The following is a 19,575-nucleotide window of genomic DNA, read 5'->3' on the forward strand; positions in this document are numbered from 1 at the left end:
GCGTCGCCGCGGGCTTGTTGCCGGGCGCCGCGGCGCGGTTCCCCCGGCGCCGCGGTCTATTGCGCGGCGACCCGGCTTGGTTCCCTGACGCTCCGGTTTACTTCGCGGGCGTCATGCCGCCGGCAGGTCCCAGTACAACCGGCCGGCTTCCGTTCTGGCACCTGCCGACGGCTCGTGCAATGATTTCTTGCCGCCGGGCAGCAGATGCACCACCTCAAAGGCGTGCAGCAACACCAGGACGTCCGAGATGAGCCGGCGGTGGCAGCGCCACCACACGCTCTCGCTGCACATGATCGCCACGTCGGCGGCCTCGGCGTCGGTCAGCAGGCGTCCCAGCCCGTTGGCGAATTCCGGGGTGCGCGTGTAGGCGGCATAGGCCCGGAACGCAGCGACTTGCCACCAGCTGTCGGGCTCGGGCTCGCCGGCGGGAATCCGCCGTCGTCCGCCCAGGTCTTCTTCCCAGCGGTAGCCGAGGCCGGCGGCGGGAAGCCATTCCGTGAGCGCCTCACGGCCCATGTCCGGGTGCTTGCGGCTGCCCGGGAAGCGGCGGACATCGACGACCTTCTGCACCCCGGCGCCATTGAGCAGTTCGGCCAGCTCTTCGGGCGTGCTGGTGCCGTGGCCTACGGTGAACAGCCGCCGGCGTACGTCCTGTGCCATCTGCGAACCCGAACTAACGCGGCGTCGAACCGTTCTTGCGGCTTACCCGTCCGCGGTAGCGCAACTGGATGATGCGGGCGGCCCCGGCGGCGGCGACGAAGATGCCGCCGGCGACCGACGCCACGAACAGCGCCAGCCCCAGTGCGACCTGCCCCTCGAAACCGAAATAGCGCAGCAGCACCTGGTCCTGGTTCTGCGCGATGAACACAATCAGCAGCACCAACAGGAGCAGCGCAACGACCACCGACGTCCAGATCATCCCCAGCCGGGTGCCTTGTTGCCTCGCGTCGTGCCCTTCTTGCGGGCCTGCCCCACCGGTTTTGGGTCCAAGGTCGTCGGATGCGCCCTGCCCGGACTTACCGGACGGCCCGGCTCCCGATCGGCCGGTGTTCGTGCCCCCGGTCTCGGCTCCGTCCCGTCCCGTGCTCTGCGGATTGGAAGTCATTGTTGTCCTGCCTTTCGCCGCTGCGCCGTTTCCCTCAGCGTAGACGATGCATCAGCGCAGGCATACCGATGCGCGAGCGGTCTGGTCGACGTCGTGCGCTACGACGTCATGCTCGAGGGGCCCTGCATCAGCCCGCGAGGTTGCTGCGCAGCAGCTTGAAGAAGCGCTTCTGGTATTCCGGCCATTCGTCGCCCGCCAGGACCCGTTCGATCCCCTGCCAAACCCACTCGGCGTCCCAGTAGCCCAGCTTGACCAGCTGGGGCAGCAGAACCGCCAGCTTGCGGTTCTCCCGGGGATTGCCCTCGTCGAACTGCATGGCGCTGGCGCCCTTGATCCCGGGTACGTGGAACAGTTCTTTCAGCGTCACGTCGATCAATCCCGGCCGCTGCCGCAGGAACTTCAGGAAGTCGATGCTTCCAACCTGCGTCTGGCTCAGCAACAGGAGCATGGCGCCGCGATGCGCCGGGGCGGGCACCAGTCCGTCGCGGACCCAGTCAAACATCGCGTCAGTGCCGCGGTTCCGGTCCCAGCCTTTGGGATTGCGCAGATAGCGGTCCGACCAGGACTCGACGAACAGCTCCAAGTGGCCGGGAAACAGCACCGGCGGCACGTCGCGCGCGACCTTGAAATCGGTGTAGGACAGGGCGGCGGACCGTTCCGCGCCGATGCAGGCCATGTGGGCGATGTCCGCCGCGGCCCAGTGGTCGGGCTGCAACGGGCCCCGCCACCACCCGTCCGGCGAGCGCTCACCGGTCGGCTCTGCCGAAACCACCATCCGTAACCGCCGGACCATCGACTTCTGGAGCCGCTTTTCGCTCTCCGGCATGGCTGCCCCGTAGGCAAGGACTCCGGCGCGATCACCAGCCGCCAGCAACGCGAACAGCGGATTGTCGGCGGCAGGCACCGGCCCGGGATCGGTCATACCGCCAATCTAACCCGCCGGGTTCCATCGGCTCGGCTTTCCGGCATGATCGGCGTCTCGGCGGCCCGGTCGCCGGGCGGTGCCTCTGGCCCCCGCTGGTTGTACGTTCCAGCCACCCCATAGGCTGGCATCATGGACTCCCCTATCCAAACCTATCTGCGCACCTTGCACGCCGAGCTCGCCGGCCTCAAGGACGGCAAGCCGTACGGCGGTATTCCCGCGATGGCCGGCGCGGACCCGGACAAGTTCGCCATCTGCCTTGCCACCGTGGACGGCTACGTGTACGAGGTCGGCGACTCAAGCGAAGAATTCACCATCCAGTCCATTTCCAAGCCCTTCACCTACGGACTCGCGCTCTCCGACCTGGGCCTCGACGCCGTGGACCAGAAGGTGGACGTGGAGCCATCGGGCAACGCCTTCAACGAAATTTCGCTGGCTCCGGGCACCGGCCGACCGGCCAACGCGATGATCAATGCCGGGGCGCTGACCGCCACCTCCCTGATCAAGGGCAGCGGCGGCAAGACCGGGTTCCGGCGCATCCTCGAGCACTATTCCGCCTTCGCTGGCCGCGACCTGTCGGTCAGCGAACGCACGTTCCAGTCGGAGGCGCGGCACGGGTACCGCAACCGGGCGCTGGCCCACCTGCTGCGCTCCTTCGAGGTCATCGAGCAGGATCCGGACCCGGTGGCCGAGGACTACTTCCGGCAATGCTCCGTGCTGGTCACCTGCCGCGACCTGTCGGTCATGGCGGCCACCCTGGCAAACGGCGGCACCAACCCGCTCACCGGCAAGCAGGTGCTGGACCTGGAGGTGGAGGAACGGGTCCTCTCCGTGATGGCTACCTGCGGAATGTACGACGACGCCGGCGCGTGGCTCTCGGACGTGGGCATGCCGGCAAAGTCCGGGGTCGGCGGCGGCCTGCTCGCGGTGCTGCCGGGTCAGTTGGGGCTGGCAGTTTATTCGCCGCCGCTGGACGACCACGGCAGCAGCGTGCGCGGGGTGGCGGCCAGCCGGCGGATCTCCCACGACATGGGGCTGCACTTCGTCCGGGCCGCGCGCACCGGCCGGAACGCCATCCGCGCCAGCTACGACATCACCGATGCCCCGTCCGGGATCCGCCGCAACGACGAGGCCGCAGAGGTGCTGCGCGCCAACGGGCACCGCGCCCGAGTCATCGAGCTGAACGGGGACCTGTTGTTCGCCGGCACGGAATCCATGGTGCGCGAGGTCAGCGACCTGGACGAGTCGGTGGAACTTGTCATCCTGGACATGCGCCGGGTGGATGAAACCGCCCCGGTCGCCCTGGACATGCTGGAGCAGCTTCGGGCCTCGCTCGCGGACGCCGGGCGCGAACTGGTGATGATCGACGGCGAGGGCGCCCTGGCGCAGCGGTTCGAAGACTCCGGGCGGCCGGTGCCGTCGTTCGCCACCCGCAGCACCGCCGTCGAATTCGCCGAAAACCGGTTGATCGCCGCCTATGGCGACGAGCTCTGCAGGCCCGCCACGGTGGACGTGGCCGATTCCCCTGCGCTCAGCCCGCTGGACCCCGAGGACTCCGCCGCGCTCGCGGAGTTGATGGAAGAACGCAGCTATGACGACGGCGAGCTCATTCGCCGGGTCGGCCAGCGCTTCGCCGGGGTCTATTTCATCCTGTCCGGCCGCGTTACCACCACCTCCACCGGGCCGGGGAACACCAGGGTCAAACTCACCACCCTCAGCGCCGGCATGACGTTCGGCGAAATGGCGCTGGGCAGCGCGGACCGGCAGGAAACCACCGTGCGCGCCGATGGTCCGGTTCGGGTCAGGCTCCTCCCGGCCGAAACCATGAGCCGCCTGGAGAGCGAAAACCCGCGCCTCGCCGTCGAACTTTGGAAAGCCCTGACCCGCGACGCCTACGCGCACGTGGACCGCTACATGCGCGAAACGGCCGTGCGCATCCGCGACTAAAGGCTCAGAACGGGTACTGCGCGTGCCCGTTCTGCTGGATGGTGATCCAGCGCTCCTCGGTGAACGAATTGATGCCGGCCTGCCCGCCGAACTTGCCGTAGCCCGACTCCTGGATGCCGCCGAACGGGGCCATCGGTTCATCCAGCACCGGTTGGTCGTTGACGTGGCCAATGCCGGTCTTGAGCCGCTGCGCCACCTCGATGCCCTCGGCCAGGTTCTCCGTGATGACACCGGAGGTCAGGCCGTAGTTCGTGTCGTTCGCCAGCTTCACCGCCTGTTCCGGGCCGTCCACCTCCATGATGGTGGTCGCGGAACCGAAGATCTCCTCGTCGTAGATCCGCATCTCCTCGGTGATCCCGGAGAGCACCGTCGCGGGCACCACGGCTTGGGCCGCCTTCCCGCCGCCGGCCAGCACCGTTGCGCCCTTGGACACGGCGTCGTCGATCAGTGCGTACTGCCGGTCCGCCGAGGCCTGGGTGACCTGCGGTCCGATCACCGTGTCCTGCTTCATCGGGTCCCCGGTGGGCAGCGTGGCGACTTTCTCCGCGAACCGGCTCGAGAACTCCTCGGAAATGCTGCGGTCCACAATCACGCGGTCCACCGACATGCAGATCTGCCCGGCGTTCATGAACGCGCCGAAGGTCGCCGCCTGCACGGCGTAGTCGACGTCCGCGTCTTTGAGCACCATCAGGGAGTTCTTGCCGCCGAGCTCAAGCACCGCAGGCTTCAGGTTCTGCGCCGCCAGCGTGCCGATGATGCGTCCCACCTTGGTGGAACCAGTGAAGTTCACGTTGCGCACGCGGGGGTCGGAGATCAGGGTGCTCACCACATCGTTCGCGTCCGCCCGGTCATTCGTGATGACGTTCAGCACCCCAGCGGGCAGGCCCGCGTCCAGCAATGCGTCCGCCAGGAACAGGCCGCAGGCCAGCGGCGCGTCCTCGCTGGGCTTGAGCACCACGGTGTTTCCGACGGCCATCGGGATGGCCATGGCCCGCATGCCCAGGATGAACGGCGCGTTCCACGGAGACAGCGCCGCCACCACGCCGTAGGGCTGCCGGACGGAGAACGAGAACTTGCCGGGCAGGTCGGTGGCCAGCACGTCGCCACGAGGTGCGGTGGTGGCTGCCGCTGCCGCGCGCAGGATGTTGGCGGCCAACTGGACGTTGAAACCGGCCCAGACCGCCACACCACCCACTTCGCCAGCCATCAACTCGATGCCCTGCTGCATCCGGTCTTCAAACAGGTCGGCAGCTTTCAGGAAGATCTTCGCCCGCTGGGTGGGAGGCGTCGCGGCCCACGCGTCGAAGGCCGCCGACGCCGCGTCGACCGCTCGCGTGACATCTTCCGGCCCGGCGGCCGCAACGGTGGCGAAGGCTTCGCCGTGTAGGGGTTGATGTCCTCGGTGGTCCTGCCGGAGGCTGCCGGGACGTGCTCGCCGTTGATGATCAACTCACGCGTGATGGGCATGGCGCTCATTCCTTTCCGAAGTGGCTGGGCCACGCCGCCGGCCACAGCCGAAGCGCCGGCCGTCCCCGCGGCCCGGATAAGGCGGAGCCTACTCCCGCCGTCGTGCTCGGACAATGGCCGCCCTGTTGCAGGGGAGAGCGGCCCGGATCAACGACGGCCGTGATGCTCCCCACTCTTCAAGGCGCCAGGGCACAAGAAAGCGGTGCGAACGAGGCCATTTTGTTCCCGCCGATGTACTCCCCACCGCCCTCGACTGCGCCTGAATCCGGAGCAGGAAGCCGGTGTCATTCGGTGACTCTCAGGTTATCCACAGGTAAATTTCAGGGCTTGGACAGTTATCGAACCGTTATGTACTGTTTTCAACACATCGGCGATCATCCGCTGATGTCCTCGGAGGGTATTGCCTAGCTCTGCCAGCCTTTCCGGGTTCGTTCGCTAGACATCTGGCAGAGGCGGGGGACCCACTTTCCGGGCCCCTCTTGGGGCTCTTGGGGTTAAGCCGTACGGAGTGCACACCGCGCTGCCGCACGGCCGGGTGACTCCCACCCGAACCCGACAGCTTACCTCGCAGGCATTGGGAGAGGTATCTTCTTGCTGCTCAAAAACAATCGCGCACGCCACCGTGCCACCCCGGTCCGCAACACCACCGTGGCCGGTCTGTCCCACGCCGTCTCATCCCGCGCCGGCACCGTCGGCCGCGGCGCCGCCGTGGTCACGGCCGCCGGTGGCCTGATGCTGGGTGCCGGCCTGCCGGCCAACGCTGCCGCCGATGTCACCGTCCCGACCTACGGTGCCGCCGACGCAACCGGCACCGTTGCCGCTCCGGCCAACGCCGGCTTCGAGGTGGAGCGCGCTTCGGTTACCAGCTCCACTGCCGACGCCGGTGCTGCTTCCGGTGCCACCACGCACACCGTGGTCGCGGGCGACACCGTCGGCACGATTGCCGCCCAGTACGGCAAAAATGTGCAGGACGTGCTGGCCATCAACGGCCTGGGCGTTTACTCCATCATTTACCCGGGCGACCAGATCGCGCTGACCGGATCCGCGCAGGGCACTCAGTCCGGTGGCGGCCAGGCAGCCCAGGGTAACGGCGGGGCCGCTACGACCCTGGCTGCGTCGACAGACGCCGCGACGGTCTCGCTGGCCAGCGCCGACATCAAGCCCGCCTCCACCAGCGGCAACCAGAGCATCGTGGACATCGCCATGTCCGGTCAGGGCACGCCGTACGTCTGGGGCGGCACCTCCACCGCCGGCTGGGACTGCTCCGGCTTCACCCAGTGGGTCTACGCCCAGGCTGGCGTCGACCTGCCCCGCCTCAGCCAGCACCAGGGCAGCGCCCTGACCCCGACCAGCAACCCGAAGCCGGGCGACCTGGTGGTGCAGAACGGCGGCGGCCACACGGGTATCTACTTGGGCGACGGCAAGATGATCAGCGCCCTGAACCCGAGCCAGGGCACCATGGTGCACGACGTGAACGCCATGCCCGTTACCGGTTACTACACGATGTAACCACCCCTCATGCCCCTGGAACGGCTATTCCCCCCAACGGCCGTTCCAGGATCACAGGGAAGCCTCGTCGGCCATGCGCCGGCGGGGCTTCTCCTCTCTTAACGCGCAGCAGGACTTCGCCTCCTCTCGTATCACGCGGCGGGGCTTCTCCTCTTTAAGGGGACCCGATTGAGAACTCTTCACGCTGCGCCCTCCCCCGCCGGTCGGAGGTTTTCTCCCGGCGGCGAGCATCGGCGTCGTTGTTTATTTGCGGTTGCCGCGCTCTGGGAATAGGAGTCAGCGGGGGCAGGTTAAGCTACTACTCTGCCGTAGACTCGGCGTTCTAGGGCTATTTTCGGCCGCCCGCAACAGCACGAACTCCCCCCGAGGATTCTCCCGTGAATAAAGAACCGTCGACGAAAAGAGCCTCGGCGCGGCCCGGATCCTCCAACGGCCGAGGGTTGACGGCTGATGAATCGCGCCGGAACCGCCGCGTGATTGGCATCCTGTTGGTCTCTGCGTTCGTGGTGATCCTGAACGAAACCATCATGTCTGTGGCGCTGACCGAGTTGATGGATGACCTCGGCATCAGCGCCCGCGCGGCCCAGTGGCTGACCACGGCGTTCATGCTGACAATGGCGGTGGTCATTCCGGTGACCGGATTCCTCCTGCAGCGTTTCACCACGCGTCAGGTTTTCACTGCTTCGATGGCGCTGTTCTCCGCGGGAACCCTGCTGGCCGCGCTGGCCCCGGGGTTCGAGGTGCTGCTGGTGGCCCGCGTGGTCCAGGCATCGGGCACGGCGATCATGATGCCGCTGCTGATGACCACGCTGATGAACCTGGTGCCGGCCGAAGACCGCGGCAAGACCATGGGCAACGTCTCGATTGTCATTTCGGTGGCGCCGGCCATCGGTCCAACCATTTCCGGCATCATCCTCAACACCCTGTCCTGGCGCTGGATGTTCTGGTTGGTGCTGCCGATCGCGCTGGGCATGCTGGCGGTCGGCAACCGGCGGATCCAGAACGTGACCGAGCCCCGGCCGGTGCCGCTGGACCTGCCGTCCGTGGCGCTCTCCGCCATCGGTTTCGGCGGGCTGATCTACGGCCTCAGCCAGGTCGGCTCCGGGCACGGAACAACGACGGCGGGGCCTGCTTCGGGTGCCGCCATGTGGGCTGCATTCGCGGTCGGCGGCGTGGGACTGCTCGTTTTCCTGCTGCGCCAGGTTCGCCTGCAGCGCTCGGACAAGGCGTTGCTGGACCTGCGGACGTTCCGCTCCGGCAACTTCTCCGTGTCCGTCGGGCTGATGGCTGTCAGCATGGCCGCACTGTTCGGCACCATCATTTTGCTCCCTATATATATGCAGCAGGTCCTGGGGCTCGAGCCGCTGCAGATCGGGTTGATGCTGCTGCCGGGCGGGCTGTTGATGGGCCTGCTGGCCCCGCCCGTTGGACGGCTCTATGACAGGTTCGGCCCCAGGGTGCTGCTGGTGCCGGGGACGACGGTGGTCAGCGCCGTGCTCTGGTTCTTGTCCACGGTCAGCGAGAACACCACCCCGCTGACACTGCTGGCGGCACACATCGTGCTCAGTGTGGGCCTGGCGCTGCTGTTCACGCCGCTGTTTTCCGCTGGTCTTGGGTCGGTGCGGCGGCAGCTGTACTCGCACGGAAGCGCCGTCATCGGCACCGTGCAGCAAGTGGCCGGGGCAGCAGGCACCGCCATGTTCGTCACCGTCATGTCCATGCAGGCAGGTGTTCTTTCCGCCGAAGGCGCGGCATCGACGACGGCGGTGGCGGGCGGAGTGCGGATGGCTTTCCTGACCGGCGCCTTCATCTCGATCGTGGCCGTGGTGGCCGCGTTCTTCATCCGGAAACCGGTGGAGGAGCCCGCCGAGGATGCGGCGGCCCTGGAAGGCGCGCCCGTCGCCGGCTGAAAGCGGAGGTTCTTCGGCCGGGATCTGAAGCGGGAGGCCCGCCGCGCTGGAGCGTGAGGCCCGGGCACGCCTTGAGAACGCCTGGTTCTCGACACCCTTGCCCGAGTGCCGTCCACTTCTTCTCCACAGAAAGCCCCACGAACTTTTCATCCACATACCGGCACCTGCTTCTCCTACCCTGTTCGGGGGCTTCATAGGCTGTATTTATGACGATCGACGCGCTCGATGAGGCTCCGGGAGCAGGGCAGGATGATTCCGTCCTGCTGGCCCGGATCCGCGCCGAGATCAGTGAACTGAATAATCGTCTGAGGAACGGCGGGCTGACACGCAGTACCAGGTCGGTGGCCCAGACGGCGGCACAGGTAGAAGAGCTGGCCAACATCGTTGGCCAAACCCAGCTGATCATGGCGGGCATCATCAAGGCGCAAAACATCGCCGCCGTCGGAGAGACGGACAAGCCGCATGACCCCGAAGAACCGAATCATCGTATGCGCGGCGCCTACAAAACGAACGAAGACTATCTGCGGGCGAAGCTCGGCATTCCACGGCAGGAGGCCGCTCGACGGTTCCAACTCGCGGAAGCCACCGAAGCCCGCCCGGCTCCTCAGGGCAAGCCTGTTGCGCCGCCCAGGCTGCCGGTGCTCGCACGTGCAATGGAGGAAGGAATGGTCTCCGGCCAGGCCGCAACTCTGATCCGGAAGGCTGTCGACGGGCTGCGTCGCACCGCCGACCCGGAACAGCTCCGCGAGATGGAAGAGGCACTGGTTCAGCATGCCTCCGATTACGACACCGATTCGCTGAGGCTGCTGATCCGGCACTGGGAGGGCGGCCTCAACCCAGCCGGAGCCGACCTCGGGCCTGCCGAGCTCAAAGCACGCCAGGGCCTGTTCTACCGCGGGCGGCGCAACGGCCTGCACTGCTACGAAATTAACGCCACCGATGAGCAGAACGAGGTTCTTGCAACCGTTTACAACACCGCCACAAACCCCCGCTTGAGGGAAGGGACGGCCACAGCCGGGACAGTAGGGTTTGAAGCGGTTGACGCACCCGGCACAGACTCTCAGTTGAACGGCGCCACCGATAACGCCGATGACTTCGTCACCACAGGCGCTCAGGACAACGGACCGGACGCTTTAGTTAGCCAGACGGCAGAGGACGGGCGTACCCGCCAGCAGAAGCAGCTCGACGGACTCATTGGTGCTTGCAAAGTCGCTCTCACCACGGACCTGCTGCCAGCCGCTGGCGGTCGCCGCCCACAGCTTCTGGTCACCATCGACTACAAGGACCTGGCAGCCGAAGTTGGACGTCCGGGCACCAGCACCTTCTCCGGACCGCTGAGCGCCAAGACCATTAGGCGGATAGCCTGCGATGCCGACATCATCCCGGTGATCCTCTCCGGCACGGGTGCGATTTTGGATGTTGGCCAATCCCAGCGGCTGTTTCCGAAGTACATGCGGCTGGCGATCACTGCCAGGGACGGAGGTTGTGCCTTCCCCGGCTGTACAGCGCCCTCTCCTTGGACGGAAGTGCATCACATCCAGTGGTTTGAGAAGGGTGGTCCGACCTCCGTCGACAATGGCGTCTTGGTCTGCGGGTACCACCATCATTTGCTGCATCAAGGAGATTGGCGGGTCGAGGTGAGCAAGGGCGTGGCTTGGTTCGTACCGCCGCTCAGTGTCGACCCGGCTCAAAAGCCGCTCCGCAACCACGTGTGGTTAAAGGACGCGCGGCTGCCCGAACGCCTGCCGGAGCCGGCGGCGGTGGGCTCAGGCTCCGGTCAGTGGAGCGGCCCTTCACCTGGTGGAGGCCTATTAGACTCTGACGCGGCGGTCCTCAGGACGCCGGTCCGCCCTTCGGGTCCGCTGAAGGTCCCGTTGCAGTCGGAACTCGATATCGGGATGGACAGCACCGCGGGAGCCATTGCGCCCGGCAGAAGTTCCAGTCCATTTGACGGTTGGCCGGCCCAGCCTGAAACTCCCCCGTTCTGATAGCTGGCGTTGTCGCCGGCCCCCGCGCCGCAGCCGGCCTAAGGCTTTCCCATTCCGCGCAAGAGCGGTTGGGAGTAGCCAGGCGGTTGTCTAACTACCCAGCGCCGTTGTTGTCGCAGGCTTGCTGCATGGAGGCCATGGCGTCTGCCGGGATCTGGTCGCCGGATTCGGCGATCTGCGACATCGGGCCGATGATCTCGGCGGGAACGCCGGCTGCTCCTGCTGCGGAAACCAGGCCCGCGAGCATCTCCTGTTCCTCTGCACCGATGCTGCCGTCCTGAATCGGGGCGCACACCTGCTTGACTGCTTCCCCGACCGCTGCGTTGGCCATGTTGGACGCGGCTTGGTTCACGGCCTCGGAAGCAGAGCTGGCGGCTTGGTCGATGGCGTCGGAGGCGGCCTGTTCGACCTGTGCACACCCGGTAGCAAGCAGAGCGACGAGTGGCAGCATGAGCAGTGCGGAGTTTCGACGAATCACCCTGCAACTTTACTATGCCGCGGTTGGGTTCCTGTGCGGGGTCAGGGCTGGGGGGTAGCCCCGTGCGGACAACACCGGGCGCAAACTTGGCGCGGGCAAGAGCGGGCGTGGACCGGGCGAGACGACTGACCACATAGCGCGGACTGCAGATCTGGCTCGTGCGTCGACGACGCGATCAGCGTCGCCGGGTTGCCCCCTAGCAGTCCGCCGTGTACTTGCCGGCGTGCTTAAACAGCTCCGCCGATCCGTGCCTAGCCCAAGCGATCATCTGCGGCGCGACCGCACTCACCGGGGCCTGCGTCAAGGGTAGTCAGCCAGCGGGGCCGTGGCTACGCTGGCAAAGAGGCACAACCTCACGGAGGAATCCAGATGGGCTTTGACCAGTATCACGAACCCGCCGCTGAGCTCTCCGCCGAGACGCGGACCTTTGCGCGGATGTGCGCCAACCTGACAGAGGAAGCCGAGGCCATCGGCTGGTACGAACAACGGATGTCGCTGGAGAAAGACCCGGAATCTGTCGCCATCATGGAGGATTCCCTGGCCGAGGAGTTCAAACATTTCAGCATGGACTTGGAGTTCCTGCTTCGGCGGAAGCCTAAATGGCGCCAAATTGCCCAGGGCACCTTGTTCCAAGGCGGCGATATCGTGACCAACGGCGGAGCGGCCGAGGCGGCAGCGGCGGCCGGTACAGGCCCGGAGCTGCCGATTCCAGTCTCTGCCCATGGGCCCGCTGGCCGCTCTCCGTCGGGGGCGGAAACTCGTACATACCCTCGCCGCGGGCCGGCCGGTTCTGATTCGTCGCTGGGAATCGGCAGCCTTAAGGAGGACTTCTCATGACCATCAATCACCTGCTGCGCGAGCATGCCCCAATTTCCGACGGTGGATGGACGCTGTTGGACCGGGAAGCCAAGGAGCGACTCACCGTGGCCCTCGGCGCCCGCAAGATGGTGGATTTCGCTGGTCCATTCGGCTGGGAGTATTCAGCCACAAACCTCGGACGCACCGAAAGCATCACGGGGCCGGCATTGGCCGACGGCGTGACGACGCGACGGCGCGGGGTGCTTCCCTTGGTAGAGGTGCGGGCACCTTTCAAGGTTTCCCGGTTGGAACTGCTTGACCATGACCGCGGTGCGGCCGATGTGGACCTGACGGACTTGGCCGAGGCGGCAATGCAAATTGCCATCGCAGAGAACGCGGCCGTATTTCACGGCTGGAGACAGGTGGGCATTGAGGGGGTCACGAGCGCCACCCCGCATTCGCCGGTGCCTCGCGTGGCTGACTTCAATGACTACCCCAAGCGCATTGCCAAGGCTGTCTCGGCCCTGCTCCAGGCCGGCATTGGAGGTCCGTTCGGCCTGGCACTCGGCCCCGGGCATTACACCGCCGTAGTAGAGGCGACCGAGCGCGGTGGCTATCTGCTGTCCGAGCACCTGCGCAAGTTGCTGGGTGGTCCGATTGTCTGGGCGCCCGGAGTCCGCGGGGCCATAGTGATGAGCCTGCGCGGCGGAGACTTCCTGTTTGAATCCGGCCAGGACCTCTCGGTTGGCTACGACCGGCACGATGAGGAGTTCGTCTACCTGTACATCGAGCAGTCCTTCAGTTTCCGGGTGGCCACGCCGGAAGCCGGGATCCATCTCACCGGCAGTGACGGCTAGGGCAGCGGAACCGGACCGCATTCCGCCGAGGCCTGAACGGGTGCACCCGCCCGACGGAACCGGGGCAAGGCCCTGCGGAGACCAGACCATCGCACGAGCCCTGCGGAAGGGCGTCCACAGGAGTCAGCGCAGCGACAAGCGGTCACCGAACAAGCGCGCAGCCAGCCGATGGGTTACGGCGGCCGTTGAAGATGCCAGCCATTGGCCGTCACCCGACTCCATGCCTAGATTGGGATGGACCACACCGAAAGGAACCCCATGTCACGCATTGCCATTTTCGGAGGCCACGGCAGGGTCGCGCTGCACCTGTCCCGCATCCTCACCGCGCAGGGCCACGAAGTCAGCTCCATCATCCGCAATCCGGACCACGTCTCCGACGTCCGGGACACTGGAGCGGTGCCGGTGATCGCCGACGTCGAGAAGACGACTACCGACGATCTAACAGACCAGCTGCGCGGCCACGACGCCTTCGTTTGGTCCGCGGGCGCAGGCGGAGGCAATCCTGCGCGGACTTATGCGGTGGACCGGGACGCGGCCATCCGGTCGATGGACGCAGCCGTGGCGGCCGGGGTGCAGCGCTACATCATGGTGTCTTATCTCGGCGCCGGCAAGAACCACGGAGTGCCGGAGGACCATGCGTTCTTCCCGTACGCAGATGCCAAGGCCGCCGCGGACGACTACCTGAAGTCCACGTCGCTGGATTGGACAATCCTGGGTCCGAGCTCGTTGACGTTGCAGCCCGCGACCGGGAAGATCCAAGCCGGACCGGGCACTCCTGGCGGTGAAGTGAGCCGCGAAGACGTGGCAATGGTGGCGGCCGAAGTACTGGCGGTGCCTGCGACGGCAGGCAAGGTAATCGAGTTCATTAACGGCGGCACGCCGATCAGCGAGGCCGTCCGAAGCGTGTGAATTAACCACAGAACCCCGCGCCGGTCTCGGCGCGGGGTTCGGAAGGTTGAGGATTTAGCCTTCGCAGTCGCGGCAGTACTTCTCGCCGTTCTTTTCGCGGGCTACTTGACTGCGGTGACGGACGAGGAAGCAGGAGCCACAGGTGAATTCGTCCTCACGGGGAGGAACAACCTGGACCACCAGTTCTTCACCGGAGAGGTCGGCACCGGGCAGATCGATGCCCTCGGCGGTGTCCGAATCTTCGACGTCGATCAGCGCCGTCTTCGCACCGCCGGAGCGCTGAGCCTGAAGGGCTTCGAGCGACTCATTATTGTTGTCGTCGTCCTTGTTGCGCGGTGCGTCGTAATCGGTTGCCATGCGGGTTTAAAACTCCTGAAGCTCTCGTTGTTTTGACCTATCTGCGAGCGCCCATCATAGCCGCTCTTCCAAAGATTTCAACATCGATCAACAACGTCTCACACACGGCCATAATTCCCGTTCCCCCGCGCCGTTGCTCGCGGGCCCCCGAGCCGAATGACACCGTTGTGAGTAAGGCCACTGCCTGAGGTCGAGGGGCGCCAATTGCGAGGGTATTAACCAGCCACCGGCAGTAGTCCGCTCAGTTACTGCCAGCAAGCCGCCCGCAAGGGGCAATCAGCCGGTGCCACAGATCCCTCATCAGGGACTGTCAAGGACTCCGTTAGAGAACCGCCAGCGGGCCAACAGCGGCCACGGTCGCCACGGCAGCCGCCCAGCAAAGCAGGATGACCACAGCGAACCCGGCCAGCCAGAGCGCGGCCGGCACGCCGGTCCGCCGCGCCATGATGAACGCGTCGGAATTGGCCAGTTGGTGCCGGCGCCGGGTGTGCACGCTCAGCAGATTCAGCCAGTCCCGCACAGCTCCCACCAGAAGCCCGACACCGATGGCGAGCGTCAGGTGCCCGAGCAATTCCACCGGTGCGAACCACACCAGCAGCTGAGCGCCCACCGCCAAGCCCACGGCGATGACGACCCCCTCGAGGTTCCGGATGAACAAGAGCGTGGCCAGCAGCAGCGCGCTGACGGACAGGGCGGCACCGGACCAACCGACGAACGCGGTCCACACCAACACCGCCCCGACCAGCGCGGGCACCGGGTATCCCCAGAAGCCGGTCCAGGCAGCCGATGCCCTGCCCGCCCCGCGGCTGATCATGGCGCCGGATTGGTCGAACCGCAAATGGATGCCGCGCACCAGCCGCCCCGTGGCCAGCGCCGCGAACGCGTGCCCCAACTCGTGGACCGCTGTGACAAACAACCCGAAATAGCGCCAGCTGGCCCGGGGCACTGACAACAGCAGCGCCACACCAAGGATGAGCGACAACTCCAGCACTCCGGTTTCGAGTGGTTCACCGCGCATGAAGCCGTCGGTGATCCGCGTCCACCATTCGGCGGCGAATTGCTGCAGCAAGGTTCCTCGTTTCATCCGTGACTACGCGATATAACTAGACCACATCGCCGACCACCGGAGAGCTCCCCCATGGACAAGCTGGATTTCAAGAAAGACCAGAAGGAGCTGTACGCCCCGGGCAAGGATTTCCAGCTGGTCACCGTGCCACCCATGCGCTTCCTGCAGGCGGACGGTCACGGCGATCCAAACACGACAGACGGGTACGTCCAGGCGGTCGAGGCCTTGTACGCAGTCTCCTACACGCTGAAGTTCGCCAGCAAGAAGCAGCTCGGTCGCGACTACGTTGTAGGTCCGCTGGAAGGCCTTTGGTGGGCGGAGGATATGACCGCCTTCACCCGACGGGCCAAGGACGAGTGGTCCTGGACACTGATGATCCGCCAGCCTGACTGGCTGGAACCGGAACACATTGAAAACGCACGGCGCCAGGCGGCAGCCAAAAAGGGTCTTCCGGCGGTGGAATCGCTCCGGCACGGGTGGCTGGACGAAGGGCTGAGCGTCCAGGTCATGCATGTTGGTTCGTACGACGACGAAGGACCGGTTTTGGCCCGGCTGAGGGATGAATTCCTGCCGGCCAACAAGTTGGAACCAAACGGGCACCACCACGAAATCTATCTCGGCGACCCGCGCAAGACCGAACCGGCCAAGCTCAAGACAATCCTGCGCCAACCGGTGCGGGGCACCTGAGCGGCCGCCAAACGGCATGCCCTGTGCGATCTGGGCTGGGGACGGACCGGACGGATTGCGCGGTTCCGGCCACCTAAATGGATCGCCATGGTACTGCCCGCCTGCTGCCCTCAGCCCGAGAGCCGAAAGTTGACACTTCAACATAATTGCTGGCAATATTTGATTGAAGCGTCAAGTTATTGATGCTTATCGCTCGTTCCAGACGGCCGATCCAATGACCATCGAAACGGTGAAAACATCATGACTAATTCCGCTTTGACCACCACTGCACGCACAGTTCTTCGCGTCGTCCTGGGCTTCCTCTTCGTCGCCCACGGCTGGCAGAAGTTCAACGAATGGACCATCGCCGGCACCCAGGCCTCCTTCGGCCAGATGGGCGTCCCGGCCGCCGACATCGCCGCACCGATCGTGGCCGGCCTGGAGCTCGGCGGCGGCATCGCCCTGATCCTCGGCCTGCTGACGCGGCTCGTGGCAGCCCTGTTGACGCTGGACATGCTCGGCGCCCTGGTGCTCGTCCACGCTCCCGCCGGCGTCTTCGTGGACGGCGGCGGCTACGAACTGGTGCTGCTGCTCGGCGCCGCATCGCTGGCGCTGGCGCTGGTTGGCCCCGGCCGGATCTCGGTGGACCGCGCCGTTTTCGGCAAGACCAAGCTGGCTCCCCTGGCCTAACCTCTCAGGTGGCCCGGCGTTAGCTCGCCGGGCAACCGCCGGAACGGGCGGACACCGAACGGGCAGGCGCAACCGAAAGGCTGCACCTGCCCGTTTCGCTGCCCCCGGCCGCAACCGTTCGCAGCACACCTCCCGCAAGTGCGGTGTGCGGCGAGCAGCGGCGGTGTTTTCGTTGGCCGAACAAATCCGGCCCCGTGGCCCACATGGCACGGCGGCTGGATGCCCTCAGCCCGTCCGCGCCGGGCATGCAGCGGTGTAACGTCAGGCGGCCATCAGAATGGGCGGCGGCCCGCCTTGAGCTCCCCCGCCCAGTTGCCTGCCCGCGTCCATCGGGGCATGCGGCACCAGATCCCGGTCGGCCAGGCCTACCGAACGCAGGCCGGCGTGGTCAGCACACAGCAGGCCCCGGTCGCTTAGGCCTACAGAACGCAGGCCGGTGGGGTCTGTACGTTGCAGGCGCCGGTCGGCGAGGTCTCCAGGGGTCATTTCCAGTGCCAGGGGTGGCAGCGCGGTCGCACTGTCTACAGAGCCGGAATTGCCTGGGTGGGACGGTGCCGTTTCCCGGCGGTTCGATTCCTGCTGCGCCTCTGCAGAGGGCCGCAGGGCCGGTGGCCTGGCCAGCACGGTCCTTCCTTCGAGCGCCGCCAGTTCACGATGCACTGCTGCCAGGAAGGCGGCCAGTCCCGAGCCCAGCGACGCACAGACCGCCGCAAGGATCTCGGAGGAGGCCTCCTTGCGTCCTCGTTCTATCTCCGACAGGTACTGAAGGGACACGCCGGCCCGGCTGGCCACGTCGTCGAGGGTGCGCTGCTGACGACGGCGCTCCTTGCGCAGGACCGCCCCGTAGATGTCGCGGAGCAATGGTGGTGGCCCTGAACCTGGCCCACGGTGAAGCTTTTGAAGTTCGAGCACGACGCGACTCCCTTCTGGCTGCTTCCATCGTAGGAAGCTGCTTGGCCGGCGTCAGCAGGGTCTGCTCAGGGCAGAAAGCGGCCACGTGGTGATTGCCGACCGCGCCACCGCGCGCACAGGTCGTATTGGCGTCAAGGTCCTAGTGGTCTTGGATCGGCGGCGTGTTCGGAAGTTTCGGCCGATCGGCGGCGTGCTCGCCAGTTCCAGCCGATCGCCGGCGTGCTCGCCAATTTCAGTCGATCGGCGGCGTGTTCTGCAGCTCCGGCCGATCAGCGGGCTGTTCGCCAGTTCCATCCGATCAGCGGCGCGTTCGCAAGTTTCAGTCGATCAGCCGCGCGGACCCTTGTAGGGTGGCGGCATGGCACCTCTACGACCCATCGGTTATTGGCTGAAGCTCGTTGACCGGCTGCTCGACGAGCAGTTTGTCGAGACCATGGAGGAACACGGCATCACCCGCCGGCAGTGGCAGATGATGAACCTGCTGGCGGACAAGCCGTCTACGGCCGCTGAACTCGCGGAAGCTCTGGGGCCTTTCATTCCCGAGGCCGAGGGCGAAGGACCCCAGGAACCGGTCGAAGAACTTGTGGAAAGCGGCTGGGTCAGCGCCGAGGACGGGCACTATGCGCTGACCGATACCGGGCGGGCAAGCCTTGCCTCACTCGGCGAGGTGGTCGACCGCACGCGCGCCCGCATGGCCGAGGGCATCAGTGAAGAAGAATATGCAGCCGCCCTTGACGTGCTGGAACGGATCGCCCGCAACCTCGGTTGGGAGGGTTAGGGAAGACGACGACGGCGGCCCGCTGGCACCGTCAAGGAGGACGACGCGGCCCGGCCGCAGAGCCACGGCAGACGACGGCAGTCCGGCCGTACCGCCAGGGAAGACGACGGCGGCAGCCCGGCTGCAAGCGGTTTGGGCGCTCCCCGCCCGCGGTCGCGGGACTCCCCGAGCCGACCGGCCGCTCCGCGGGATTAGCCAGCCCATCGCCGTCGTCGTTTCAGCGGAAGTTCGACTCGCCCAGGTAGGGCTTCAGGATCGCTCGCTGGCGCTCATTCAGGCGCAGCAGCCGGCCAGTGTCCGTGTGGAAGAAGGCGAGCGTGGTTTCCGCCAGCACGCATTGCTCGGCGGTTACCGGGTCCATGATCCGGTACGCGATGGTCAGGCTGGCGCCCTTGATCGCGCTGATCCAGACCTCCACGTGCGCCGGGATGTTGCGGTAACTGAGCGGCCGGACGTACTTCACCCGGTGCTCCGCCACCAGAGCCTGGGTGGATTCGGGCAGGTCGGAGAAGACCGGCAGGTCCACCTCGAGCCCGGGGCCGCCGGTGCCGGCGGGAGGCCCGAACGCGTGGATGCGCGCTTCCTCCAGGATCCGCAGGATTTCCACATTGTTGATGTGCCCGTAGGCATCCATGTCGCCCCAGCGCATCGGGACGTTGCAGGTGAGGCGCTGGGCGGAAGGTGTCTGAGTCATCGCCCGATTTACTTTACCGGCCGTTTACGCGGGGGAAACTGTTTGGCATTCCGGATCGTGGACCCTATAGTGGGAGGGCGCCACAGGGTGTGATGCGCAACACAGGTCTCATGATGAACACATATAAAACAGAAGATACAGCCAGCAACACTGTGGGATTCGACGTTTGGGTGGACGTCGAACTGCACGTAGATACCCAGCTGGGACTCATCCAGTTCTGCCTCGATGGTGAACGCGTTCTGGGTTGGTCCGACGACATTGACGCCATCGCTGCGGCTGCCGCGGATTCCGGCGGCGCCGCCCAGTGGTGCGAAAAATACTCCAAGCTGCTGGTGCCGAGTTCGCGCAAGGGGGCGGGCAACCGCTTCTTCACCGTGGCCCGCATGGATCAGGAGAACGACGACGACGAGGACCGGCCGGCAGCCTGACGCCTGGCCCGCATCGGGTTCATTTGCCTGCGCGTGGACATCAGGCCGTTCGGGGACGCATGCGCCAGCCCCGCTTGCCATGTGACGTCGCCGT

19 protein-coding genes, 1 pseudogene and 1 riboswitch are annotated in these 19,575 nt (G+C 66.0%); of the genes and pseudogenes, 11 read left to right on the forward strand and 9 right to left on the reverse strand.

What is annotated here, in order from left to right:
* Window positions 1–111 precede the first annotated feature (111 nt).
* The 3 genes from AC5RUK_RS16360 to AC5RUK_RS16370 form a co-directional block, all read right to left on the reverse strand.
* Window positions 112–660, reverse strand: coding sequence for a DUF488 domain-containing protein (locus AC5RUK_RS16360; protein ID WP_494152840.1), 549 nt, complete (start codon window positions 658–660; stop codon window positions 112–114).
* A 13-nt stretch (window positions 661–673) separates the two neighbouring features.
* Window positions 674–1,105 carry a LapA family protein gene (locus AC5RUK_RS16365; protein ID WP_494152841.1) on the reverse strand — a complete coding sequence of 144 codons (432 nt, stop codon included), beginning with the start codon at window positions 1,103–1,105 and terminating at the stop codon, window positions 674–676.
* A 127-nt stretch (window positions 1,106–1,232) separates the two neighbouring features.
* Window positions 1,233–2,027 carry a hypothetical protein gene (locus AC5RUK_RS16370; RefSeq protein ID WP_494152842.1) on the reverse strand — a complete coding sequence of 265 codons (795 nt, stop codon included), beginning with the start codon at window positions 2,025–2,027 and terminating at the stop codon, window positions 1,233–1,235.
* Between the two features lie 132 nt (window positions 2,028–2,159).
* Here AC5RUK_RS16370 and glsA point away from each other — a divergent pair, with 132 nt between their 5' ends.
* A complete protein-coding gene (glsA, locus tag AC5RUK_RS16375; RefSeq protein ID WP_494152843.1) occupies window positions 2,160–3,974 on the forward strand; it encodes a glutaminase A in 1,815 nt (604 codons plus the stop codon).
* Window positions 3,975–3,978: 4 nt separating this feature from the next.
* On the opposite strand, the pseudogene AC5RUK_RS16380 reads toward glsA, so the two are convergent.
* Window positions 3,979–5,310: pseudogene (locus AC5RUK_RS16380) on the reverse strand (aldehyde dehydrogenase family protein); the annotation flags it as partial.
* Window positions 5,311–5,864: 554 nt separating this feature from the next.
* Window positions 5,865–6,029: riboswitch (cyclic di-AMP (ydaO/yuaA leader) on the forward strand.
* A gap of 3 nt (window positions 6,030–6,032) precedes the next feature.
* Here AC5RUK_RS16380 and AC5RUK_RS16385 point away from each other — a divergent pair.
* From AC5RUK_RS16385 to AC5RUK_RS16395, 3 genes are all read left to right on the forward strand, one after another.
* A complete protein-coding gene (locus AC5RUK_RS16385) occupies window positions 6,033–6,950 on the forward strand; it encodes a C40 family peptidase (protein ID WP_494152844.1) in 918 nt (305 codons plus the stop codon).
* Window positions 6,951–7,327: 377 nt separating this feature from the next.
* Window positions 7,328–8,860 (forward strand): MDR family MFS transporter, encoded by a 1,533-nt coding sequence (locus tag AC5RUK_RS16390; protein WP_494152845.1) that lies wholly within the window; start codon window positions 7,328–7,330, stop codon window positions 8,858–8,860.
* Between the two features lie 206 nt (window positions 8,861–9,066).
* A complete protein-coding gene (locus tag AC5RUK_RS16395) occupies window positions 9,067–10,848 on the forward strand; it encodes an HNH endonuclease signature motif containing protein (protein ID WP_494152846.1) in 1,782 nt (593 codons plus the stop codon).
* A 94-nt stretch (window positions 10,849–10,942) separates the two neighbouring features.
* Here the strand turns inward: AC5RUK_RS16395 and AC5RUK_RS16400 are convergent, their stop codons facing one another.
* A complete protein-coding gene (locus AC5RUK_RS16400) occupies window positions 10,943–11,326 on the reverse strand; it encodes a hypothetical protein (protein ID WP_494152847.1) in 384 nt (127 codons plus the stop codon).
* A 369-nt stretch (window positions 11,327–11,695) separates the two neighbouring features.
* On the opposite strand from AC5RUK_RS16400, the gene AC5RUK_RS16405 reads away from it, so the two are divergent.
* The 3 genes from AC5RUK_RS16405 (at window position 11,696) to AC5RUK_RS16415 (ending at window position 13,890) form a co-directional block, all read left to right on the forward strand.
* Complete coding sequence (locus tag AC5RUK_RS16405) at window positions 11,696–12,163, forward strand: ferritin family protein (RefSeq protein ID WP_494152848.1); 468 nt, start codon at window positions 11,696–11,698, stop codon at window positions 12,161–12,163.
* Window positions 12,160–12,981 carry a family 1 encapsulin nanocompartment shell protein gene (locus tag AC5RUK_RS16410; RefSeq protein WP_493987698.1) on the forward strand — a complete coding sequence of 274 codons (822 nt, stop codon included), beginning with the start codon at window positions 12,160–12,162 and terminating at the stop codon, window positions 12,979–12,981. Before AC5RUK_RS16405 ends, AC5RUK_RS16410 begins: the two co-directional genes overlap by 4 nt.
* A 258-nt stretch (window positions 12,982–13,239) precedes the next feature.
* Window positions 13,240–13,890, forward strand: coding sequence for an SDR family oxidoreductase (locus AC5RUK_RS16415; protein ID WP_494152849.1), 651 nt, complete (start codon window positions 13,240–13,242; stop codon window positions 13,888–13,890).
* Window positions 13,891–13,944: 54 nt separating this feature from the next.
* On the opposite strand, the gene AC5RUK_RS16420 is transcribed toward AC5RUK_RS16415, so the two are convergent.
* Both AC5RUK_RS16420 and AC5RUK_RS16425 read right to left on the reverse strand, forming a co-directional pair.
* Complete coding sequence (locus tag AC5RUK_RS16420; RefSeq protein WP_493979582.1) at window positions 13,945–14,247, reverse strand: DUF4193 domain-containing protein; 303 nt, start codon at window positions 14,245–14,247, stop codon at window positions 13,945–13,947.
* Between the two features lie 322 nt (window positions 14,248–14,569).
* Window positions 14,570–15,316, reverse strand: coding sequence for a M50 family metallopeptidase (locus AC5RUK_RS16425; RefSeq protein ID WP_494152850.1), 747 nt, complete (start codon window positions 15,314–15,316; stop codon window positions 14,570–14,572).
* 69 nt (window positions 15,317–15,385) lie between these two features.
* Here AC5RUK_RS16425 and AC5RUK_RS16430 point away from each other — a divergent pair, with 69 nt between their 5' ends.
* Window positions 15,386–16,000 (forward strand): GyrI-like domain-containing protein, encoded by a 615-nt coding sequence (locus tag AC5RUK_RS16430; protein ID WP_494152851.1) that lies wholly within the window; start codon window positions 15,386–15,388, stop codon window positions 15,998–16,000.
* Window positions 16,001–16,240: 240 nt separating this feature from the next.
* Window positions 16,241–16,669 carry a DoxX family protein gene (locus AC5RUK_RS16435; RefSeq protein ID WP_493987694.1) on the forward strand — a complete coding sequence of 143 codons (429 nt, stop codon included), beginning with the start codon at window positions 16,241–16,243 and terminating at the stop codon, window positions 16,667–16,669.
* A gap of 261 nt (window positions 16,670–16,930) precedes the next feature.
* Here AC5RUK_RS16435 and AC5RUK_RS16440 read toward each other — a convergent pair whose 3' ends face one another.
* Window positions 16,931–17,530 carry a helix-turn-helix domain-containing protein gene (locus AC5RUK_RS16440; protein WP_493987693.1) on the reverse strand — a complete coding sequence of 200 codons (600 nt, stop codon included), beginning with the start codon at window positions 17,528–17,530 and terminating at the stop codon, window positions 16,931–16,933.
* A gap of 409 nt (window positions 17,531–17,939) precedes the next feature.
* Between AC5RUK_RS16440 and AC5RUK_RS16445 the strand changes: the two genes are divergently transcribed.
* Window positions 17,940–18,359, forward strand: a complete 420-nt coding sequence (locus tag AC5RUK_RS16445; protein ID WP_494108288.1) for a MarR family winged helix-turn-helix transcriptional regulator — start codon at window positions 17,940–17,942, stop codon at window positions 18,357–18,359.
* A gap of 217 nt (window positions 18,360–18,576) precedes the next feature.
* Here the strand turns inward: AC5RUK_RS16445 and AC5RUK_RS16450 are convergent, their stop codons facing one another.
* Window positions 18,577–19,053: an acyl-CoA thioesterase gene (locus tag AC5RUK_RS16450; RefSeq protein ID WP_493987691.1), complete on the reverse strand. Its 477-nt coding sequence runs from the start codon at window positions 19,051–19,053 to the stop codon at window positions 18,577–18,579.
* 110 nt (window positions 19,054–19,163) lie between these two features.
* Here AC5RUK_RS16450 and AC5RUK_RS16455 point away from each other — a divergent pair, with 110 nt between their 5' ends.
* On the forward strand, window positions 19,164–19,481 hold the full coding sequence (locus AC5RUK_RS16455; protein WP_494152852.1) for a hypothetical protein: 318 nt from the start codon (window positions 19,164–19,166) through the stop codon (window positions 19,479–19,481).
* Window positions 19,482–19,575: the final 94 nt, after the last annotated feature.

It is taken from the genome of Arthrobacter sp. Y3223065, assembly GCF_059090885.1.

Coding starts and splice junctions, on each gene's coding strand:
- AC5RUK_RS16430 (WP_494152851.1), top strand. CDS start 15,386: ATGGACAAGCTGGATTTCAAGAAAGACCAGAAGGAGCTGTACGCCCCG.
- AC5RUK_RS16445 (WP_494108288.1), top strand. CDS start 17,940: ATGGCACCTCTACGACCCATCGGTTATTGGCTGAAGCTCGTTGACCGG.
- AC5RUK_RS16410 (WP_493987698.1), top strand. CDS start 12,160: ATGACCATCAATCACCTGCTGCGCGAGCATGCCCCAATTTCCGACGGT.
- AC5RUK_RS16435 (WP_493987694.1), top strand. CDS start 16,241: ATGACTAATTCCGCTTTGACCACCACTGCACGCACAGTTCTTCGCGTC.
- AC5RUK_RS16450 (WP_493987691.1), bottom strand. CDS start 19,053: ATGACTCAGACACCTTCCGCCCAGCGCCTCACCTGCAACGTCCCGATG.
- AC5RUK_RS16405 (WP_494152848.1), top strand. CDS start 11,696: ATGGGCTTTGACCAGTATCACGAACCCGCCGCTGAGCTCTCCGCCGAG.
- AC5RUK_RS16360 (WP_494152840.1), bottom strand. CDS start 660: ATGGCACAGGACGTACGCCGGCGGCTGTTCACCGTAGGCCACGGCACC.
- AC5RUK_RS16420 (WP_493979582.1), bottom strand. CDS start 14,247: ATGGCAACCGATTACGACGCACCGCGCAACAAGGACGACGACAACAAT.
- AC5RUK_RS16370 (WP_494152842.1), bottom strand. CDS start 2,027: ATGACCGATCCCGGGCCGGTGCCTGCCGCCGACAATCCGCTGTTCGCG.
- AC5RUK_RS16455 (WP_494152852.1), top strand. CDS start 19,164: ATGATGAACACATATAAAACAGAAGATACAGCCAGCAACACTGTGGGA.
- glsA (WP_494152843.1), top strand. CDS start 2,160: ATGGACTCCCCTATCCAAACCTATCTGCGCACCTTGCACGCCGAGCTC.
- AC5RUK_RS16365 (WP_494152841.1), bottom strand. CDS start 1,105: ATGACTTCCAATCCGCAGAGCACGGGACGGGACGGAGCCGAGACCGGG.
- AC5RUK_RS16395 (WP_494152846.1), top strand. CDS start 9,067: ATGACGATCGACGCGCTCGATGAGGCTCCGGGAGCAGGGCAGGATGAT.
- AC5RUK_RS16415 (WP_494152849.1), top strand. CDS start 13,240: ATGTCACGCATTGCCATTTTCGGAGGCCACGGCAGGGTCGCGCTGCAC.